16 protein-coding genes, 2 tRNA genes and 1 pseudogene are annotated in these 16,855 nt (G+C 46.3%); 14 read left to right on the forward strand and 5 right to left on the reverse strand.

Annotation, left to right across the window (positions count from 1 at the left end):
• Positions 1-30 precede the first annotated feature (30 nt).
• The 11 genes from FFM82_RS04975 to FFM82_RS05030 all read left to right on the forward strand — a co-directional run bounded on the left by FFM82_RS04975 (position 31) and on the right by FFM82_RS05030 (position 12,491).
• The gene (locus FFM82_RS04975) at positions 31-2,025 is read left to right on the forward strand and encodes an ABC transporter ATP-binding protein/permease (RefSeq protein ID WP_137644768.1); all 1,995 of its coding nucleotides are present in this window, start codon (positions 31-33) and stop codon (positions 2,023-2,025) included.
• A 20-nt stretch (positions 2,026-2,045) separates the two neighbouring features.
• Positions 2,046-3,593 (forward strand): glycosyltransferase, encoded by a 1,548-nt coding sequence (locus FFM82_RS04980; RefSeq protein WP_137644769.1) that lies wholly within the window; start codon positions 2,046-2,048, stop codon positions 3,591-3,593.
• Between the two features lies 1 nt (position 3,594).
• Positions 3,595-5,358: an ABC transporter ATP-binding protein gene (locus tag FFM82_RS04985; protein ID WP_137644770.1), complete on the forward strand. Its 1,764-nt coding sequence runs from the start codon at positions 3,595-3,597 to the stop codon at positions 5,356-5,358.
• Positions 5,359-6,203: 845 nt separating this feature from the next.
• Entirely contained in the window at positions 6,204-6,335 is a 132-nt protein-coding gene (locus FFM82_RS13855) for a hypothetical protein (protein ID WP_263854479.1), read from the forward strand.
• 70 nt (positions 6,336-6,405) lie between these two features.
• Positions 6,406-6,543 (forward strand): hypothetical protein, encoded by a 138-nt coding sequence (locus FFM82_RS13515; RefSeq protein ID WP_170178215.1) that lies wholly within the window; start codon positions 6,406-6,408, stop codon positions 6,541-6,543.
• A gap of 395 nt (positions 6,544-6,938) precedes the next feature.
• On the forward strand, positions 6,939-7,076 hold the full coding sequence (locus FFM82_RS05005; protein WP_137644774.1) for a hypothetical protein: 138 nt from the start codon (positions 6,939-6,941) through the stop codon (positions 7,074-7,076).
• A gap of 384 nt (positions 7,077-7,460) precedes the next feature.
• On the forward strand, positions 7,461-7,598 hold the full coding sequence (locus FFM82_RS05010) for a hypothetical protein (protein ID WP_137644775.1): 138 nt from the start codon (positions 7,461-7,463) through the stop codon (positions 7,596-7,598).
• A gap of 40 nt (positions 7,599-7,638) precedes the next feature.
• Positions 7,639-7,776 carry a hypothetical protein gene (locus FFM82_RS05015; protein WP_137644773.1) on the forward strand — a complete coding sequence of 46 codons (138 nt, stop codon included), beginning with the start codon at positions 7,639-7,641 and terminating at the stop codon, positions 7,774-7,776.
• A gap of 484 nt (positions 7,777-8,260) precedes the next feature.
• Positions 8,261-10,417, forward strand: a complete 2,157-nt coding sequence (locus FFM82_RS05020) for a MucBP domain-containing protein (RefSeq protein WP_137644776.1) — start codon at positions 8,261-8,263, stop codon at positions 10,415-10,417.
• A 103-nt stretch (positions 10,418-10,520) separates the two neighbouring features.
• A complete protein-coding gene (locus tag FFM82_RS05025) occupies positions 10,521-11,942 on the forward strand; it encodes a hypothetical protein (RefSeq protein ID WP_137644777.1) in 1,422 nt (473 codons plus the stop codon).
• Positions 11,943-12,002: 60 nt separating this feature from the next.
• Positions 12,003-12,491 carry a MarR family winged helix-turn-helix transcriptional regulator gene (locus FFM82_RS05030; protein ID WP_225425622.1) on the forward strand — a complete coding sequence of 163 codons (489 nt, stop codon included), beginning with the start codon at positions 12,003-12,005 and terminating at the stop codon, positions 12,489-12,491.
• A gap of 52 nt (positions 12,492-12,543) precedes the next feature.
• Here the strand turns inward: FFM82_RS05030 and FFM82_RS05035 are convergent, their stop codons facing one another.
• The 5 genes from FFM82_RS05035 to FFM82_RS05055 all read right to left on the reverse strand — a co-directional run bounded on the left by FFM82_RS05035 (position 12,544) and on the right by FFM82_RS05055 (position 14,300).
• On the reverse strand, positions 12,544-12,816 hold the full coding sequence (locus tag FFM82_RS05035; protein WP_137644778.1) for a hypothetical protein: 273 nt from the start codon (positions 12,814-12,816) through the stop codon (positions 12,544-12,546).
• Positions 12,817-12,840: 24 nt separating this feature from the next.
• Positions 12,841-13,068, reverse strand: a complete 228-nt coding sequence (locus FFM82_RS05040; RefSeq protein WP_137644779.1) for a hypothetical protein — start codon at positions 13,066-13,068, stop codon at positions 12,841-12,843.
• Positions 13,069-13,219: 151 nt separating this feature from the next.
• Positions 13,220-13,720 carry a universal stress protein gene (locus FFM82_RS05045; protein WP_137644780.1) on the reverse strand — a complete coding sequence of 167 codons (501 nt, stop codon included), beginning with the start codon at positions 13,718-13,720 and terminating at the stop codon, positions 13,220-13,222.
• A 253-nt stretch (positions 13,721-13,973) separates the two neighbouring features.
• Positions 13,974-14,046, reverse strand: a tRNA-Glu gene (locus FFM82_RS05050).
• A 44-nt stretch (positions 14,047-14,090) separates the two neighbouring features.
• Positions 14,091-14,300, reverse strand: a complete 210-nt coding sequence (locus FFM82_RS05055; protein WP_137644781.1) for a hypothetical protein — start codon at positions 14,298-14,300, stop codon at positions 14,091-14,093.
• Positions 14,301-14,440: 140 nt separating this feature from the next.
• Between FFM82_RS05055 and FFM82_RS05060 the strand changes: the two genes are divergently transcribed.
• The 3 genes and pseudogenes from FFM82_RS05060 to FFM82_RS05070 form a co-directional block, all read left to right on the forward strand.
• Positions 14,441-14,513 (forward strand) — tRNA-Gln (locus FFM82_RS05060).
• Between the two features lie 326 nt (positions 14,514-14,839).
• Positions 14,840-15,232, forward strand: a complete 393-nt coding sequence (locus FFM82_RS05065) for a YxeA family protein (protein ID WP_137644782.1) — start codon at positions 14,840-14,842, stop codon at positions 15,230-15,232.
• Positions 15,233-15,512: 280 nt separating this feature from the next.
• Positions 15,513-16,670: pseudogene (locus tag FFM82_RS05070) on the forward strand (ABC transporter permease); the annotation flags it as partial.
• Positions 16,671-16,855: the final 185 nt, after the last annotated feature.

Raw genomic sequence — 16,855 nt, forward strand, 5'->3', positions numbered from 1 at the left:
CAGACTCGATTCAGAAGAGGAGGTACATAGATGAGCTTTCTTGAATTACGTGACATTCGCAAAGCTTATACTTTGAATCATCAAGAAAATGTGATTTTAAAGGGTATTAATTTAAATTTTGACCGCGGTGAATTTATTTCGATTCTCGGGGAATCTGGTGGTGGGAAATCCACACTGATGAACATTATTGGTGGCTTGGATCAGCATTACGACGGTGACGTGGTGTTGGACGGGCACTCGTTACGCGACATGAACGAAAAGGAAATGGATAATTACCGCCGAGAAACGGTCGGGTTCATCTTCCAAAACTTCAATTTAGTAAGTTATTTAAATGTACTCGATAACGTGATGCTGTCATTGAAGATGACCAAGCAATCGCACGCTGATCAGGTGCAGGCCGCGCGCGATCTGTTAGCGCGGGTGGGGTTGACCGACCAAGCGCGCCAGTATCCCGGTGAACTTTCCGGTGGGCAAAAGCAGCGGGTCGCAATTGCGCGGGCGTTGGCTAGTGATCCGGACATCATCATTGCCGATGAACCGACCGGGGCGTTGGATAGCGATAACACCAAGGACGTCATGGACATCCTATATTCAATCGCGTCGGAAGGTAAGTTAGTCATCACCGTCACCCATTCACAGGAAGTGGCGGATTACGGGACCCGCATCGTTCACCTAGACGATGGTCAGATTCATGATGAGCTTACGATTGGCAAGCCGTTTGACGTTAAACCCAAAGAAAAGCAACGTTACCGGACGCTCGGGTTCTTCCAAATGTTTAAGATGTCGTTACAGCACATGCGGCGAATGTGGTTGCGCTACTTCCTAATCATCTTTGGTTCCTCGATTGGGATCAGTAGTATCGTCGTGATGCTCGGGCTCGGTTCGGGGATTCAAGACTATATGAACCACCAGATTACGTCACAGGTCAACCCGACCGACGTGCAGGTGACGAAGAAGGTCAAGGCGGTCAGCACCAAGGCCCGTAAAAGTGCTTACACCGCCGAACAGTACACCGCGGCCGTGAATAACGAACAGTTAACGGCGGAAAAGCGCGCCCACGTGACTGATGCCAACGCGAAGCAGTTGACGGAAATCAAGCATGTGACCAACGTTAAGCGCGGCTATTACGGCAACGTCAAGGCGAAGGCTAAGAGCAAGAGCTATAACGTCGCCTTACAGACGGATAACCCGACGATTTTGAAGAAAATTATCAAGCAGGGGACCCGGCCGGCTCAGAACGAGGCGTTGATTGGCCGTAAACTAGCTAAGAAGATTGCCGGTACCAAGACTTATAAGAAAGCGCTGGGGCAAACCATTACCGTTTCGACCAAGATGGTGAACAAGAAGAAGACGTCGGTAACGGTTAAACAAAAGTTGAAGATCGTCGGCATTACTAAGAATAGTGATACCACCGTTGTCACGACGGCTGGCACCGTTTCGGCCATGTTGGCCAAACAATCAGTTGTTTACCGGCCGAACTTTGCCGTCATCCAAATCGATAAGTTAGCGAACGTTAAGCAGGTCGAACGCCAAATCAAGGCCATTCAAACCAGCAACAAAAAAGCCGTTTACAATTATTCGGGAATTGGCGACTTAATTGATTCATTAAATACGTACATTCGCTTAGCAACCAACGTCTTGACCGGGGTTGCCGGAATTGCCTTACTCGTTTCGGCCATCATGATCATCGTGGTGCTTTACGTCAGCGTTTCGGAACGGACCCGCGAAATCGGAATCTTACGGGCGCTCGGTGCTCGTAAGCGCGACATCAGTCACCTGTTTTTCGCCGAAGCACTGACCATCGGGGTACTGGCTGCCATTATGGGGCTACTATTCGGTCAGGCTTGGCAATTACTGGGGAACTCGATGATTGCTAATTTGATCCACTACCCAATCGTCCACATCTCCGCAGCCGCCATGGTTGGTGGTGCCGCGGTCAGTGTCATTATTAGTTTGCTGGCTGCCTTGGCTCCGGCCCACATGGCTGCGCGGTTGGATCCGGTTGAGAGTTTGTCACACGAATAAGTTGATGAGGAGTTATTAGCATGTACTTTTTTGTTACGACGAAAATTGATTCAACGCCGTCCGCCATTGAGTTAGCAATGATTCAGCGCCAACGCCTATTCAAAAAAAATGGTGTTAGCTCGCTGCTTGTGACGAGAAATTACGTCCGTGATCATCACGCCAACATGGCAAAGGTGGGGGTGGCGGATACTCAGACTGTTAATATGTACGACTTTTTCCAGCGGGCAACCGACTGTCCTAATCAACCGCTGAACGTCAAGGACTTTCCGCTTGCGGCTGATGAGACGATGCAAAAGGTCGCACCGACTCAGTACGACGTCATCTGGCACGAACAACACCGCAAGTTAATTATCGTCAATGCTTTTGATAACGTTGATTTTGTTGACCTGCATAATCCGGCGGGGCAGTTGACGCGGCGAGATTACTACGATACCCGTGGCTTTTTATCCTGTGCGCAGTACTTTGATAATAATCAGGATATTATGCTGGAACAGCACTATTGCCCGGAACAACGACCGGTATTAGAAACGTATTTTCGAAAAAACGCGACGGGTCAAGTCGCGGCAACCCACCAACGCCTATTGAATTACCATGGCACCGACCGGCAGTTTGATAATTGGGACCAACTGACTGCGTTCTTTTTCGATGAATTGAACCGCCAGTACGAAGGTCTAAATACCTTTATTGTTGACCGGAGTGATGCCGGGATGAACCCGATGGTGGCGATGACCACTACTGCCCAAAAATACGAGTTCCTGCACAGCAACTTCACGTTAGATCCGCTTGACGTTAAAGCGTCACCAATCGTTCCATTTACGCAAATTGGGTTGGATCATGCTGACCAAATGAACGGGTTCATTATGTCGACCCCGGAAGAAGCCCAGGATATGGCGCAGCGAATTGGTCCTGCGGTGGCAACAATTCCGATTCCGGTTGGCAGTGTGGGCGATGAGTTGATGGCCGAACCCGAAGTGGCTTTTAAGGATCGTCAACCAGGAAAAATCATCACGATTGCACGATTATCGGTCGAAAAGCAATTGGACCATGTCATTAAGGCGGTGGCGGCTGCGCACGCAGCGGTGCCGACCGTTAGTCTGGATATTTACGGTTACGGCGATGCCTGGACCGGTTTTAAAGAATCCAAGCGTCTACACGCCCTGGTAAACGATAACGGCTGGGACACGTTTATTACCTTCAAAGGCTTTGTTCACGATTTAACGCCGATTTACAATTCGGCGCAGGCGATGGTACTTACAAGTCAGTACGAAGGCTTTAATTTAGGCCTACTGGAAGGCCTCAGCCACGGAGTTCCGGCACTAGCTTACGACATTAAGTATGGTCCGGCTAACATGATTCACAGTGGTGAAAACGGCGTTCTGATTACGCCTAACGATTACAAACAACTTGGTCGGACACTGACAACGTTGATGCAACGGCCGGAACGATTAGCTGCGATGAGTCGTGCAGCTTACGATTTACGAGCAGAATTTTCAGAGCAAGCCGTTTGGCAAAAATGGAAGGCGGCGGTCGTGGAACCCGACCAAGCTGTCACAAGGGGGAAATCATAGTATGGCGACACGGGCAAGTGACGTTACCGCGAAAGAAAAAAAGCGGTACGGCACCAAGGATTTATTAAATTTAATTACGACCAACGCTGAGCCGAAGAAGGGCCTGTTCGTACTAGGACTGGTGCTCTCACTGGTCGCGACGGTCTGCAGCTTAGCGATTACGCTGATGTTAAAGGAGTTTATTGACGCGTTCAATCACGGGACTTCTGGTAGCCTAGTCTTGAACCTGGCACTGGTGATCCTCATCGAACTAGCTGCGGGGGTGAGCTCAAGTTTCTTACTGAGCTATACCGGGGTCGACGCCGTCACCAAGCTGCGGGCAGCCTTGTGGCGGCACATCGTTGATTTGCCGATTCCGTACTTTGACCGTAACCGGACCGGCGAACTCTCCAGCCGGGTGGTAAACGATACCTCGACGATTTTTGAACTGATTTCCAGTCAATTTTCGAACGCCATTACCGGTGTGATTTCGATCGTGGGTTCGTTAGTGTTAATGTTAATGTTGAATTTTAAGTTGACGATCATCATCTTGATCGTTGTCCCGGTGATGGCGCTGATCATCGTGCCAATGGGACAGGTCTTGGCCCGGATTTCCAAGTCAATTCAAAAGGAAACCGCCAACTTGAACAGTGCTTCCGTTCAGATGATTTCGCAAAACCGCTTGATCAAAGCGATGGACGCGGAAGACGACCTTAAACAGCAGGGGGAAGACCAGGTTAACCGTATTAAGCACTTTAGTATTAGCCAAATTAAGCTGATTTCAGTCCTAAACCCAATTTTGAACATCATTTTACTGGCGGCAATCTTCGTCATCATTGCCTACGGTGGGATTTTGGTACAAACCGGTGCGTTGACGATTGGGAGTCTGGTGGCATTCTTAATGTACGCCGTCCAGATGATTTCACCGCTCAGTAGCGTGACTGGGCTGGTCACGGCCGTTCAACAAACCGTCGGGGCCACGGAACGGATCGACGATATTTTAAACAGCCCAATTGAAGACAAGCGCTTGGATGGGCAACCGTTAGAGACGATCCAAACCATTAACTTTGACCACGTTGATTTCGACTACGTGCCGGGTAAGACCGTCTTAAAGGACATTAACTTGCAAATTAAGCAGGGCGAACGGATTGCCTTGATTGGTGAGAGTGGTAGTGGGAAGACGACGCTGGTCTCATTATTAGAGGCCTATTACGACCCGACCCGCGGTCAACTGGACGTTAACGGCCAACCAATGGCCGACTACGCCATTCCGGCCGTCCGGAGTCAGATTGGCTACGTTAGCCAGGAAGTTGACCTGATGCCGGGAACGATGCGTGACAACCTCCTATTAGGAGCGACGGCACCGGTTGACGACGCCACCTTAGTGAACTTACTACAAGAAGTCGGGCTCGGGGACTGGTTAAACGAGCTCTCACAAGGATTAGATACCGACGTTGGTGAACGGGGTCTGAACGTTTCCGGCGGTCAACGCCAACGGATTGCCATCGTGCGGGCACTGGTCCGTAAACCGTCGTTGTTGATTCTAGACGAAGCCACGGCTAGTCTGGATAATCAGAACCAGGAACGGGTTAGTCAACTCTTAGACGACCTACCAGCGGATTTAACGACGATCACGATTGTCCACCGGCTCAACCAGATTGAGGCCTACCCGCGGATTCTCTTCATGGAGGACGGGCGGATTACCGGTGACGGAAACCATGCCGAACTGATTAAGACTCACGCCCGTTACGGCGAATTTTATCGTTTGCAATATCAACATGGTTAACCGGAAATGGTCTGCCTGCTGCGAATAGTTTCTATGTAAACCATAAAAAGAGGTTACTATTGTCAATTCGAAATAGTAACCTCTTTTTATGACTAATTTCCTGTACTTTACTGGAACCGGTTGGATAAAGAGGGTTCTAGGCGGCATTAAAAATAGTAACAGTTATAACATTTATTAATATTTTTTGTGACGAAATTATGACGAAAACATTATGAAAAAATTACAAAGCATCGATAGAGAAGGGGGGTAACGGTAGCGGTTTCAGCGATTTTGAAACACGTGAAAAAATTGGTCTATATTTAAAAATGTAGATATACCAAGGGGTTAGCTTGTGTCCGATTAGGTTAATCACGTTATAAGTAAAACGAAAACCGGTGCTGATTCTGACCCCCGTTATCCATTTATCAAACACATAACTATTATATACAGTGTAAGATTACCCACCGAATTCAATACCGGCCTGTATTTATTCAAATATTAGATATTTTATTGACGGTGCGGGTGTTGGTTAGTTAAGATTTACTCGTAATCAAGGTTAAGTGTTTCACGTGCAGTCCTAAAACTAACCCGGTTTACCGGTTGAGTTTTACGAACAGCATGCATCTTTATCTAAGAGGGGAGGCAAAAATCATGGGATTCTTTACTGACATTCATGTCTTACCAGGTACGCATACTGCTTCACATACTTCAAGCGTTACTAATGATATTTTTGGTGGTTTACATTCATTCATCTTAAACATCATTGCTTTGTTCAAATAGTTTAGGGGACTGATGATGAAAAGTGATGAACTTATTAATCATCGGTCAATTGGCTTGTCACGAGCTTTTTAGGGGAGGATATCATCATGGGCTTATTCTTTGATTTTCATATTTTGCCAGGGACGCACACTGCAAGTCATACGAGTTCAGTAACCAACGCGCCGTTTGGTGCATTTTACCAATTCGTACTCAACGTGATTTCTGCCGTTAAGGGCTAGCAACCTCGTTGAACCTACATGAACGTAGCTTAAAGTTAAATCATTTAAATTTTAAAGGGGGCAATTAATCATGAGTTTCTTTACTGACATTCACGTCTTACCAGGGACGCATACGTCATCACACACTTCAAGTGTTTCGAACGATGTCTTCGGTGGTTTACATTCATTCATCTTAAACTTGATCTCAGCTGTTAAAGGTTTCTTCTAAGTTGAAATAATACTTACTTAAATAAAAGGAGAGTTCTAACATGAGTTTCTTTAATGATTTTCATATCTTACCAGGTACGCATACTTCTTCATACACTTCAAGCGTTTCAAACGATATCTTTGGTGGTTTCCACTCATTCGTATTGAACGTCATCGAAGCAATCAAGGGTTTCTTCTAAAACCTAACAACTACTTATCTTAAAAGGAGAGTTCTAGCATGAGTTTCTTTAACGATTTTCACATTTTACCAGGTACACATACTTCTTCATACACTTCAAGTGTAACCAACGATATCTTCGGCGGTTTCCACTCATTTGTATTGAACGTTATTTCAGCTATCAAAGGTTTCTTCTAAAGAGATCAATCAATTAATTAAATAAAGGAGCGTTATTAAACATGAGTTTCTTCAATGATTTTCACATTTTACCAGGTACCCACACTTCATCACACACTTCAAGCGTTTCAAACGATATCTTCGGTGGTTTCCACTCATTCGTATTGAACGTTATCGAAGCAATCAAAGGCTTCTTCTAAAGCCAACCACTAAAAATTAAAAGGAGAGATTAATCATGGGATTCTTTACTGACATTCATGTCTTACCAGGTACTCACACTGCATCACATACTTCAAGTGTAACCAACGATATCTTCGGTGGCTTCCACTCATTCGTATTAAACCTGATCTCAGCTATCAAGGGCTTCTTCTAAAGCCGACTCAATAAAAAAGGAGAGCGTTAATCATGGGATTCTTTACTGACATTCACGTATTACCAGGTACTCACACTGCTTCACATACAAGTTCTGTAACTAATGCACCATTTGGCGCACTTTACTCATTCTTATTGAACCTTGTATCAGCTGTTAAGAGCTTCTTCTAAAGCTCACCAACAAATTTTAAAATTAAAGGAGAAAAACTAACATGAGTTTCTTTACTGACCTTCACGTATTACCAGGTACCCATACTTCTTCATACACTTCAAGCGTTTCAAACGATATCTTTGGTGGTTTCCATTCATTCGTTTTGAACTTGATCTCAGCAATCAAGGGCTTCTTCTAAAGCCAACCAATTAACTTTTAAAAATAAAGGAGAACTTAACATGAGCTTTTTCAATGATTTTCATATTTTACCGGGTACCCACACTTCTTCGTACACTTCAAGTGTAACCAACGATATCTTCGGTGGTTTCCACTCATTCGTATTGAACGTTATCTCAGCAATCAAAGGCTTCTTCTAAAGCCAATTGATGCAACTGCAATGATAGTGGATTGTTAGCGGCGACGACCGTTTGCTTACTGGCGTGACTGATTCAACGATTAAAACTGATAGGGGTAGGAGATTCGTCTATTGGATACAGCATTATCCGAATGCTTGAATCTGCTAATTAATTTAAATTAACGTTTAAATTATGTCTTGATATTAATTGTTTAATACGAGAAGATGGAACGTGGGATTTAACGGACGGTCTCGTTTCTGTAAGGTGATCTAGCTTAGCTCACTTTCCAAACGAACTGCAACAATTTAGATGGCATCCAGATGGGGTGCGAATGTACTTCAAGAAGTTCATTAATAAAATCTAACCAAACTACCACGATCATTATGGTGTTAACGTTACAACGCAATATACACGTAATCAGGACGGTGAGTTGGCGAGTAATTGGCAGCTCGCCGTTTTGATTTTCGGGGAAAATTAAGTTGTTTATTTTGGGGAGGATATCCAAATGTCAAAAGATAACAAAAAATTAACCGGCGACTCCGTATACCGGGTTAAATTATATAAGGATGGCAAGAAGTGGGTTGCTGCTGGTGCAACGACCTTAGCTTTAGCTGCCGGCTTAGTATTTGCAAACGTTAATGCGAATGCCGATACTACAAATGAAAATGACGTTAAGTCAGAACAAGTTGTTGATGGTGATGCCGGTTCTGCATTAACTAACAGCAATGATGGTAGTGCTGCTCCAGAAAAAACTGCTGATGTACAACAAAAGGCAGCCGAGAATCCTGAAAACGGTGCCGCTCAACCAGCTGCTACCGAAACCGGATCTGAAGTTAAGGGTGATACTGATACTACTCCTACTGATACCAACACAAACCCTGATGAAACCAAGGGCGATGTAGCTACGGAAAACCAGACCCCTACTTCGGCACAAGCTGATCCTGAAATTAATTCAGCTGCGCCCGTTTCGCAGGCTCCTGAAGAAACTAAGTCAGCTGCCGTAGAAACTACGGATTCGCGCGATCAAACGCATGAAAAAGGGTACACTGGTAACCTTCAGGATATTGATAGTGGTTCATTTATTGCGAAAAACGTAAGTGGGTCACGTGTTGAAAACATTAAGCCAGAACATACCTACGTTGTTGGTATTAAACTGACTAAGAACAGTAATTTGAATTGGAACGGGGCACACGGTCAAATTACTGTCACACCTGATGGTTCTGATTCAAACGGTACTTGGAAGGCTTTGTATTATGAAACTGAAAGCCAACAAAAGGCCAATGTTGAAAAGCCAGAGACAGAGGCAGAATACTATACGTTTGATCAGACCGGCAATACCGGAAATATTGATTTAACTAAGGTTGGCGTTGATGACACTTACGTCATGGCATATTTTGCATTTGTTGCAAACAAGGATGCCCAAGAAGGTGCTACTTCAAATACTTTGAAGTTCACTGGTACTGGAGCAGTTGATCCTCAAGCAACGGACGATAATGGTAACACTAATCGTAGTAAAGCTAACGATTTAATCGATGCTTGGAGTTATGAAACCCACATCATGGATGCTTCCGTTGAAAGTGGCCAAGTTGTCGTTAACATCGTTGATGAAGACGGTAACCAGATTTCCAATAGTGTTGGCAACATTGGTGACGTTGACAGTACCTACACGGTTACGCCTGCTGAGTTTTCAAACTACACCTTAGACACTGAAAAGTCAGATGCCTTAACTGGTAAGATTGTTAAAGACGGTAATACTGTTACATTAGTTTACAAAGCTAACGATAACAAGGTTGCTTCTCAACTTACGGTTCAATACCAAGATGAAGAAGGCAACACCGTTTCAGATTCAAACGTTTATGTAACGGGTGCTGACGGTACTGCTGCTGAAGTTGGTGGCAATTACAGTGTAACCGCCCCAACCATCGATGGTTATGAATACGTTGGCTACAGCGTAGACGGTGGCGAAGTACAAGATGGTGATGTTGCTAGTGGTGAATTTGTCGAAAATGGTAACGTTGTAACCTTTGTTTACAAGAAGACTACAACGCAACCAACAACTGAACCTACGACTGCACCAACTACGGCTCCAACAACCGCACCTACAACTGCACCAACTACGGCGCCTACTACCGCTCCAACAACTGCACCAACTACGGCGCCAACGACTGCACCAACTACGGCGCCTACTACCGCTCCAACAACTGCACCAACTACGGCGCCAACGACTGCACCAACAGCCGCACCTACGACTGCACCAACAGCCGCACCTACGACTGCACCAACAGCCGCACCTACGACTGCTCCTACTGCAGCGCCAACGACTGCACCAACAGCCGCACCTACGACTGTTCCTACTGCAGCGCCAACGACTGCACCATCAGTTGCACCTACGACTGCAGCTAAGGACGATAAGGTTGACACCGTTGTTACGCCAGCTGTTAAGGATGACAACAACAACGATGGTAACGGGACTGCCGGGGTTGTCGCTTCTGACAACTTGAAGTCCGTTGAAGCTGGTAAAGCAGCCGCAACGACTAAGGCAACCACCTTACCACAAACTGATGAAGCTAACGGGACTGCTTTAGCTGTCTTAGGCCTCAGCACGATGTTGATGGGTTCTGCGCTTTACTTTGGGACTTCTCGTCGTAAGCACGAAGCTTAATCGTTAAGTATTTAATGATTATTTGCTGAACGGATGGAACGGTCGGTTCGCTGACCGTTCCATTCTTTGAACAAACAATCATACTGAAAGGGAGGCGAATTTGTTGGGTTTATTTAGTCGACGAGGCCGGAAACGTGGGTCACAGGTCGTCGAAGCACCAACGACGACAACGGCACCACCGACTAGTGATCAACCGGGTCGCGGGGAGAACTTGGTGACGCAACGCCAAGTGAGTGATAGCCAGGCGATCGAACGGGAACTAACCGAACTAAAAGAACGCTATCAAACGTTAACGGTACGGTTAAAGCAACAGTTGCTGACCGATCAGGAGCGGCAACAAAAACAACTTGACGAGCTTGGTGACCGCCAAGCTGAACTCCAACAACAAATACGTGCCGTCCGGAGTGAACAGGAGACACAGTCGCAAGCTAAGTCTAATCAGGATCGTGATTTGGCCTTAGCGCAACGGTTGAATCAGCAAAAACTGACGCGACTGCAACACGATGACGAGCGGTTAACTGAAACGATTGCCACGCATCAACAGCAGCTTGACACGATTCGTGAAAAGCTCAAGACGGAATTTGGTACCGCTTTTATTGCCCATCCGGTTAAGTTTGATAAGGCGATGAGTTACTTCCTGTTTAGCGCTGACTTAGTCGCAAGTTTGTCAGACGACATGCGGCGTTCAATGCAGGCCATGATGGGCTTTGTCAGTGATCGCGCGCAGTCCGCGTTGAACGTGCTCACCGTTAACTATAACGACAATTTACCGCAAATTTGGGATGAATATCGGCGGCTTGGATTAGTTGATCAGAGTGCCGGGTTATTTAACCTGTATTACACCTTACAGGATAAGCACCCGGGTCATCCGGACGTACCGCGGGTCCCGAAAGTTGCGGGAACCCACGCACAACGGAACGCCGCTGGGCAGGTGGTTGCGCTGAAGAATGATCAGCAACAAGCCGTGGTCGAGATTCAGTACCGACCGAGTGGTGAAATCTGGTACGTGACATACTTAGACGATGGATTAGCGCATCACCGGGACGTTTACGACGTCGAGGGGCACTTATCCGTGACGCAATACTTAGATCAGGAGCGTCACGTACGGGTCGTACAGGAGCTGTTCTACCGCTCGGATGATACGGTTGCCATCAAGAAAGATTACGGCACCAATCAGTCACTGCAAATTCAATTGTTGAATCAAAGTGAACAGCCATTTAAGACCTTTACGTCGGAAATTGACTTTCTGATGTGGTGGTTGACGGCGGTGCTCGGTCGGCAACGTAGTGGGTTAATCATTGGAATCGATTCACCGTTATTTGCCAGCTGGTTAAAGCAAATCAACAGCGACCTCCAAGTGTTACCAATCGTAACGGCGGCCACGCTCGATTCACCGTTTGTCGCTCAGATTTTGGCGGGCGAGAGTCCCATCAAAGCACTGTTAGCGGCGGACGACGACGTCTACGCGACCTTGGAAAAGCGGTTGCAGGTTGATTTAGCCATTTCAGTCGTCCCTAGCGTTTAAGCATCATTCAGCGCCAAGCGGGTCAATGAGTCAAGGATGTAAAGAAAAGGGGGGCAACGCTTGAAAGCTGATGCCATGAAAAAGAAAGCCAAGTATAATGATGAGGAGTTGTTCGAAAAGCTACTCACCGGCATGTCCTGGCTGGAAAGTCATTTACGTGAAATTATCCAAACGATGGTTGAAGACGCGGATATTTCATTTGAACAATTTTTGATTTTATATTATTTAGATAAGCGGTCCAACCATAAGATTACCGTCAAGGAACTCGCGGCCGATCGCCACGTTTCTTCATCGGCAATCTCACGGAAGCTGACGTACTTGATCAATAACGATTTAATCGTTTTGAAGATTGATCCGTACGACCGCCGTTACCGTTACCTGACCTTAACGTCGAAGGGTGAAGCGATTGCCCATGAAATCGAGAAGGTCAACCAGGAACGGATGGCTAAGTTCTTGGATGAATTTGGTCGGATTCGGACTTCGGAATTAACCGATGAAGTCCGCCAGGTCAGCAAGGTTTTGATTGATAATAAAGAGATTAAGGGTTAAAAAAAGCTCGTCAACACGCTGGTGTCGACGAGCTTTTTGACTACAATGGTGCCTACAAACTGAGTGCCAACGAGTATAGGAAGAACCCACCGACAACCATGACAACGACGGCAACGATAATTAATAAAACGTTGCGTAAGACCCGTTGAACTTGCTTTTTATGGCTCGGCTGCCGGTGCGCCTGTTCGCGCTGAGCGTTGAACAGCGACGCGTTGGTATTCTTGATCCAGTCAGCCCCGCGTTGCCCGTAGAAGGGATTAGCGTGGTCCTGACTCGAATTGTGAACCCGGCCATCGGTTTTCGTTAACGGCTTGTATTGGCGCATGTTGAGCCTCTTTCTATAATTGACCTAGTGTTTCTGGGCTTTATAGGGAACTGCGTAGTTTTTAGGGGCGTCACTGGCCTTGGCGTATTTCCAATGACCGGACATCTTCTTTTCAAGGGGCGCATCCTTTTTGATGCAAGTAAACCGGGAGCCGACCTCATTTTCAATGATGAAGATCCGGTTGAATTCGTGACGTGTTTGGACGATGTGGCAATCATCGTGATCAATGCCAAAAACATCTTTGTATACCAAAAAACATTATCTCCTTTATAACGACGTTAAAATAGCTTATATTTTACACCGAACAGTTTATTAGCAGTACACACCGCTACACGTCTATTATAAACCTTAGACGCAAGTCGTAAAATAATATGCATGAATTAATATCGTTATTAAGGGTTCCTTAAGCACAGCCCGCTTCGGACGCGGGAGTTTCAACAATACTTTCAATTGGGACGACGGAAACGGCAGTCGGCTGCTTGGCGCGCTTTTCCGGGTGAATGATCACCGTATTATGCGTGGACCAGGTCGCAATCGTTTGCGGAACGTGGCCGAGCGCAGTCGCCTGCCGGCTAAGGTTATCGCGGCCGATGGCACCAACGACGGTCAGCGTCACGCTGTCCAAGTTCGACAACTGGGTGATGATCCGCGTGGGCGTACCGGTCGCCACCGTGGCAAGCGTGTGGACGACGTGTGCTTCGGTACATAGCTGGTTGAAGCGGCGCAGGTAGTATTTAGCCAGGGCAGCCTCAGTCGTCTGAATTGCGGGCGCCAAGCGCTGATCGACCACGTGTACTAGGTAGACGCTGGCAGCTAGGGCGCTGGCGATTTTAGCCGCGTTTTTAACGACTTCGTAGGAGACTTCGGAATTATCAACGGCAACGAGAACTACTTGATTAGGCATTTAACAACCCCCCATTGTAAAAAAAACCTAATAAAAAGAACTGGTAATGGTCCCAGTTCAGTTGTAATATTTGTTAATTAATAACGTGACAAACAATTATTTATATTACGTGGTTAGCATACCACCCAAACGAGCACTTGGCTGACTTAACGGAATATAAATTAGGTGAATCAACAGACCGCGGAAAATGGCAACAAAAAAGGGCTCAAACGTTGAATTAACAACGTTTGAGCCCTGCGTCGGTTCCCAGGTATCACCCGCACGGGGATCGAACCCGTAACTCCGCCTTGAGAGGGCGACGTCTTAACCAATTTGACCAGCGGGCACAAATTCATTTACAATCTTACCGAAACATAAGCGGGTTGTCAAACTAATTTGACGATTTCAACCGTAAAATCGTGACAATCACCAGTCCAATGAATAATAATAAGCAGTAGGCGACGCTGCACCAAAAAACGAACGTCAGCACTTTCGGCAGCAAAAAGTTGCGCAGGACGGCAAAACCGACCGCGGTCACCGCCCAGACAATCAGTTGCTGGCGTAAGTGGTTAAATAGCCGGGTTAATTCAGTAGTTGTCACGGACTCACTTCCTTACCCTTAGTTTGCCGAATGGCGCGCTAGTTTTCAAGGCATAAGAAAAAATTCACTTTTCATGTATAAAAATTGCTGAGAAACCTTGACAGTTTTCGTTCAAAAAGTTAGTATTAAATAGTTGTTATTGGGTATTCGCCAAATTGGTAAGGCAGCGGACTCTGAATCCGTAATTTACTGGTTCGAGCCCAGTATACCCAATTAGATTCAACCGGTAGCCGTTATCGAGGTGTTAAAGCCTTAGATAACGGCTTTTTTGTTTGACCTATAGGGTGGCTCCGGCTAGTATTAAATTACCATTAACGTTGAATGATTGTGATGCCGGGGAATCTGAATGACGTGAAACGGGTGGATAATTCAGAAAAAGATTTGCTTAATTGGAATCCGAACTGAACTATTAAGAAATCCTAGTCTTCCTTATAAAAGGCTCAAAGCGGTTAAGAAACCGTTGGGGTGGCTACCCAATGGTGACCGGGCTTGCTATGATATTTTTTGTAATATAAAAATATTTGTAGGGGGCACCAAGTATGAAGAAGTTGTTGTTAGGATTAGTCGCATTGATTGTGGTTGCGGGGGGCGCGTTGTTGTTTTCCAGTCACGCCACTAAGGACCAGGGGACGGAGTTAGCCATGGCGTTGGATAACGTCAACCCGATGGTCAAAGAATCAACGGTTTACGGGCTGACCAACGAAGCGGTCAGTCATACCAAGGGGCAGATGGGTGAAGACGTCTTTACCTATAAGATGCGGACGGTCGACGTCCATGGTAATGAACGGCAATTAACGTTTACGGCTGATCACCGGCTTAAGCTAAATCACTACCTTAAAATCGACACCAAGGGTCAAAACGTCAATTCTTGGGAGGCGGTGCAAGAAACGACCGTGCCAAGTATTATTCGGACCGGCCTTAATAAAAGTTAATTCGAACAACAGATTAGTTCCGGCGGAAACCCTTGTTTCCGCCGGATTTTTTGTGTTCAAAGGTAGGTGTGGGTTTGCTTGCTATTTTGCTCGGAACACGGTTAACTAACCATGAAAGATTTTATGAGATTTTAAAACATTTTTGGTGTCAAAGGCCGGCGAGTGCGTTACAATAGTTTGCGTGAGACTTGTAAAGAAAGTTGACAAGTAACTAATTATTAGTTGGATTAACAACTGAAAGCAGCAATAATAATGAAGAAGGAACGAAGGGGAGTTGTAAATGCTTAAAATAGCCAAGGGTCGAATTTCGTACGCCGCGGTCATTGGCGCGGTCTTATTCATGATCGTGCAAGTGATTGCGACCTTAAATCTACCTAGTTTAACGTCGAACATCGTGAATAACGGGGTGGCGACGGGCGATATTGATTATATTTGGAAAATCGGTTTTGAAATGATTGGCTTTTCCTTACTGTCAGTCGTTGCTGCGTTCGGGAACGTCTTTCTAGCGTCGCGTTCGTCGCAGCAGTTAGGGAAAAACTTACGGTCAGACATTTATCGTAAGGTTATTAATTTTTCCAACGATGAGTTTGATGAAGTCGAGACGTCGTCCTTGATTACGCGGACGACTAACGACGTGGTTCAAATTCAAAACGTGGCGATGATGGCCCTGCGGATGATGATCATGGCGCCAATTATGCTGATTGGGGCGAGCTTTTTAGCTTACACCAAGAGTCACGAATTGACCTGGATCTTCGTGGTGTCGATTCCAGTCTTGCTGATTTTCATTGCGCTGATCATGGCGTTTGCAATTCCGTTATTCCGGGCAATGCAAACTAAGACCGACCGGATTAACTTAGTCTTCCGCGAAGGCTTGACCGGGGTCCGGGTCATCCGGGCCTTCCGCCAAGATAAGTTTGAACAGGACCGTTTCGAAGCGGCCAACCAGGACTACACCGCTAACGCGATTAAGGTTAACACCATCGTGGCGTTGGCGTTTCCGGTCATGACCCTGATCATGAGTGGGACCAACGTGGCGATCGTCTGGTTTGGTGGTCAGCTGATCAGTAGCCAAACCATGCAAGTTGGGAACATGATTGCTTTCATGACTTACGCGATGCAAGTGTTGATGAGCTTCATGATGCTGGCAATGGTTTTTGCGTTTATTCCACGGGCGGCTGCTTCGGCTTCACGGATTCAGGAAGTGCTGAACATTCAACCGAAGATCACCGACCCCGAAACTAACCAGGCGCTGCCGGCTAACGGGCAACATCAACTGGAATTCGACCACGTCGATTACCGCTACCAGACCGCTGAACAGCTCGCGTTAAGCGATATTGATTTTAAAGCCCATTCGGGACAGACGGTCGCCATTATTGGCGGGACCGGTTCCGGCAAGACGACCTTAGTTAATCTGATTCCGCGCTTTTACGATATCGAAACATACTAAGATTAGCTCTGTAAAACCAAACCGGTTTTACAGAGCTTTTTGAATTACAGTGGAATATGTGGAGCTAAAGATCGAACATGCCCTTTGGACTTCAAGTCCGTATTACAAACCGATCACCGCCATTATTCTTAGTAATTCAGGTTTAAGTATGTTGGTCTTCGAGACCGTGTTTAGGA

Origin of the sequence: Lactiplantibacillus plajomi (assembly GCF_005405405.1) — a bacterium.
Lineage (GTDB): Bacteria > Bacillota > Bacilli > Lactobacillales > Lactobacillaceae > Lactiplantibacillus > Lactiplantibacillus plajomi.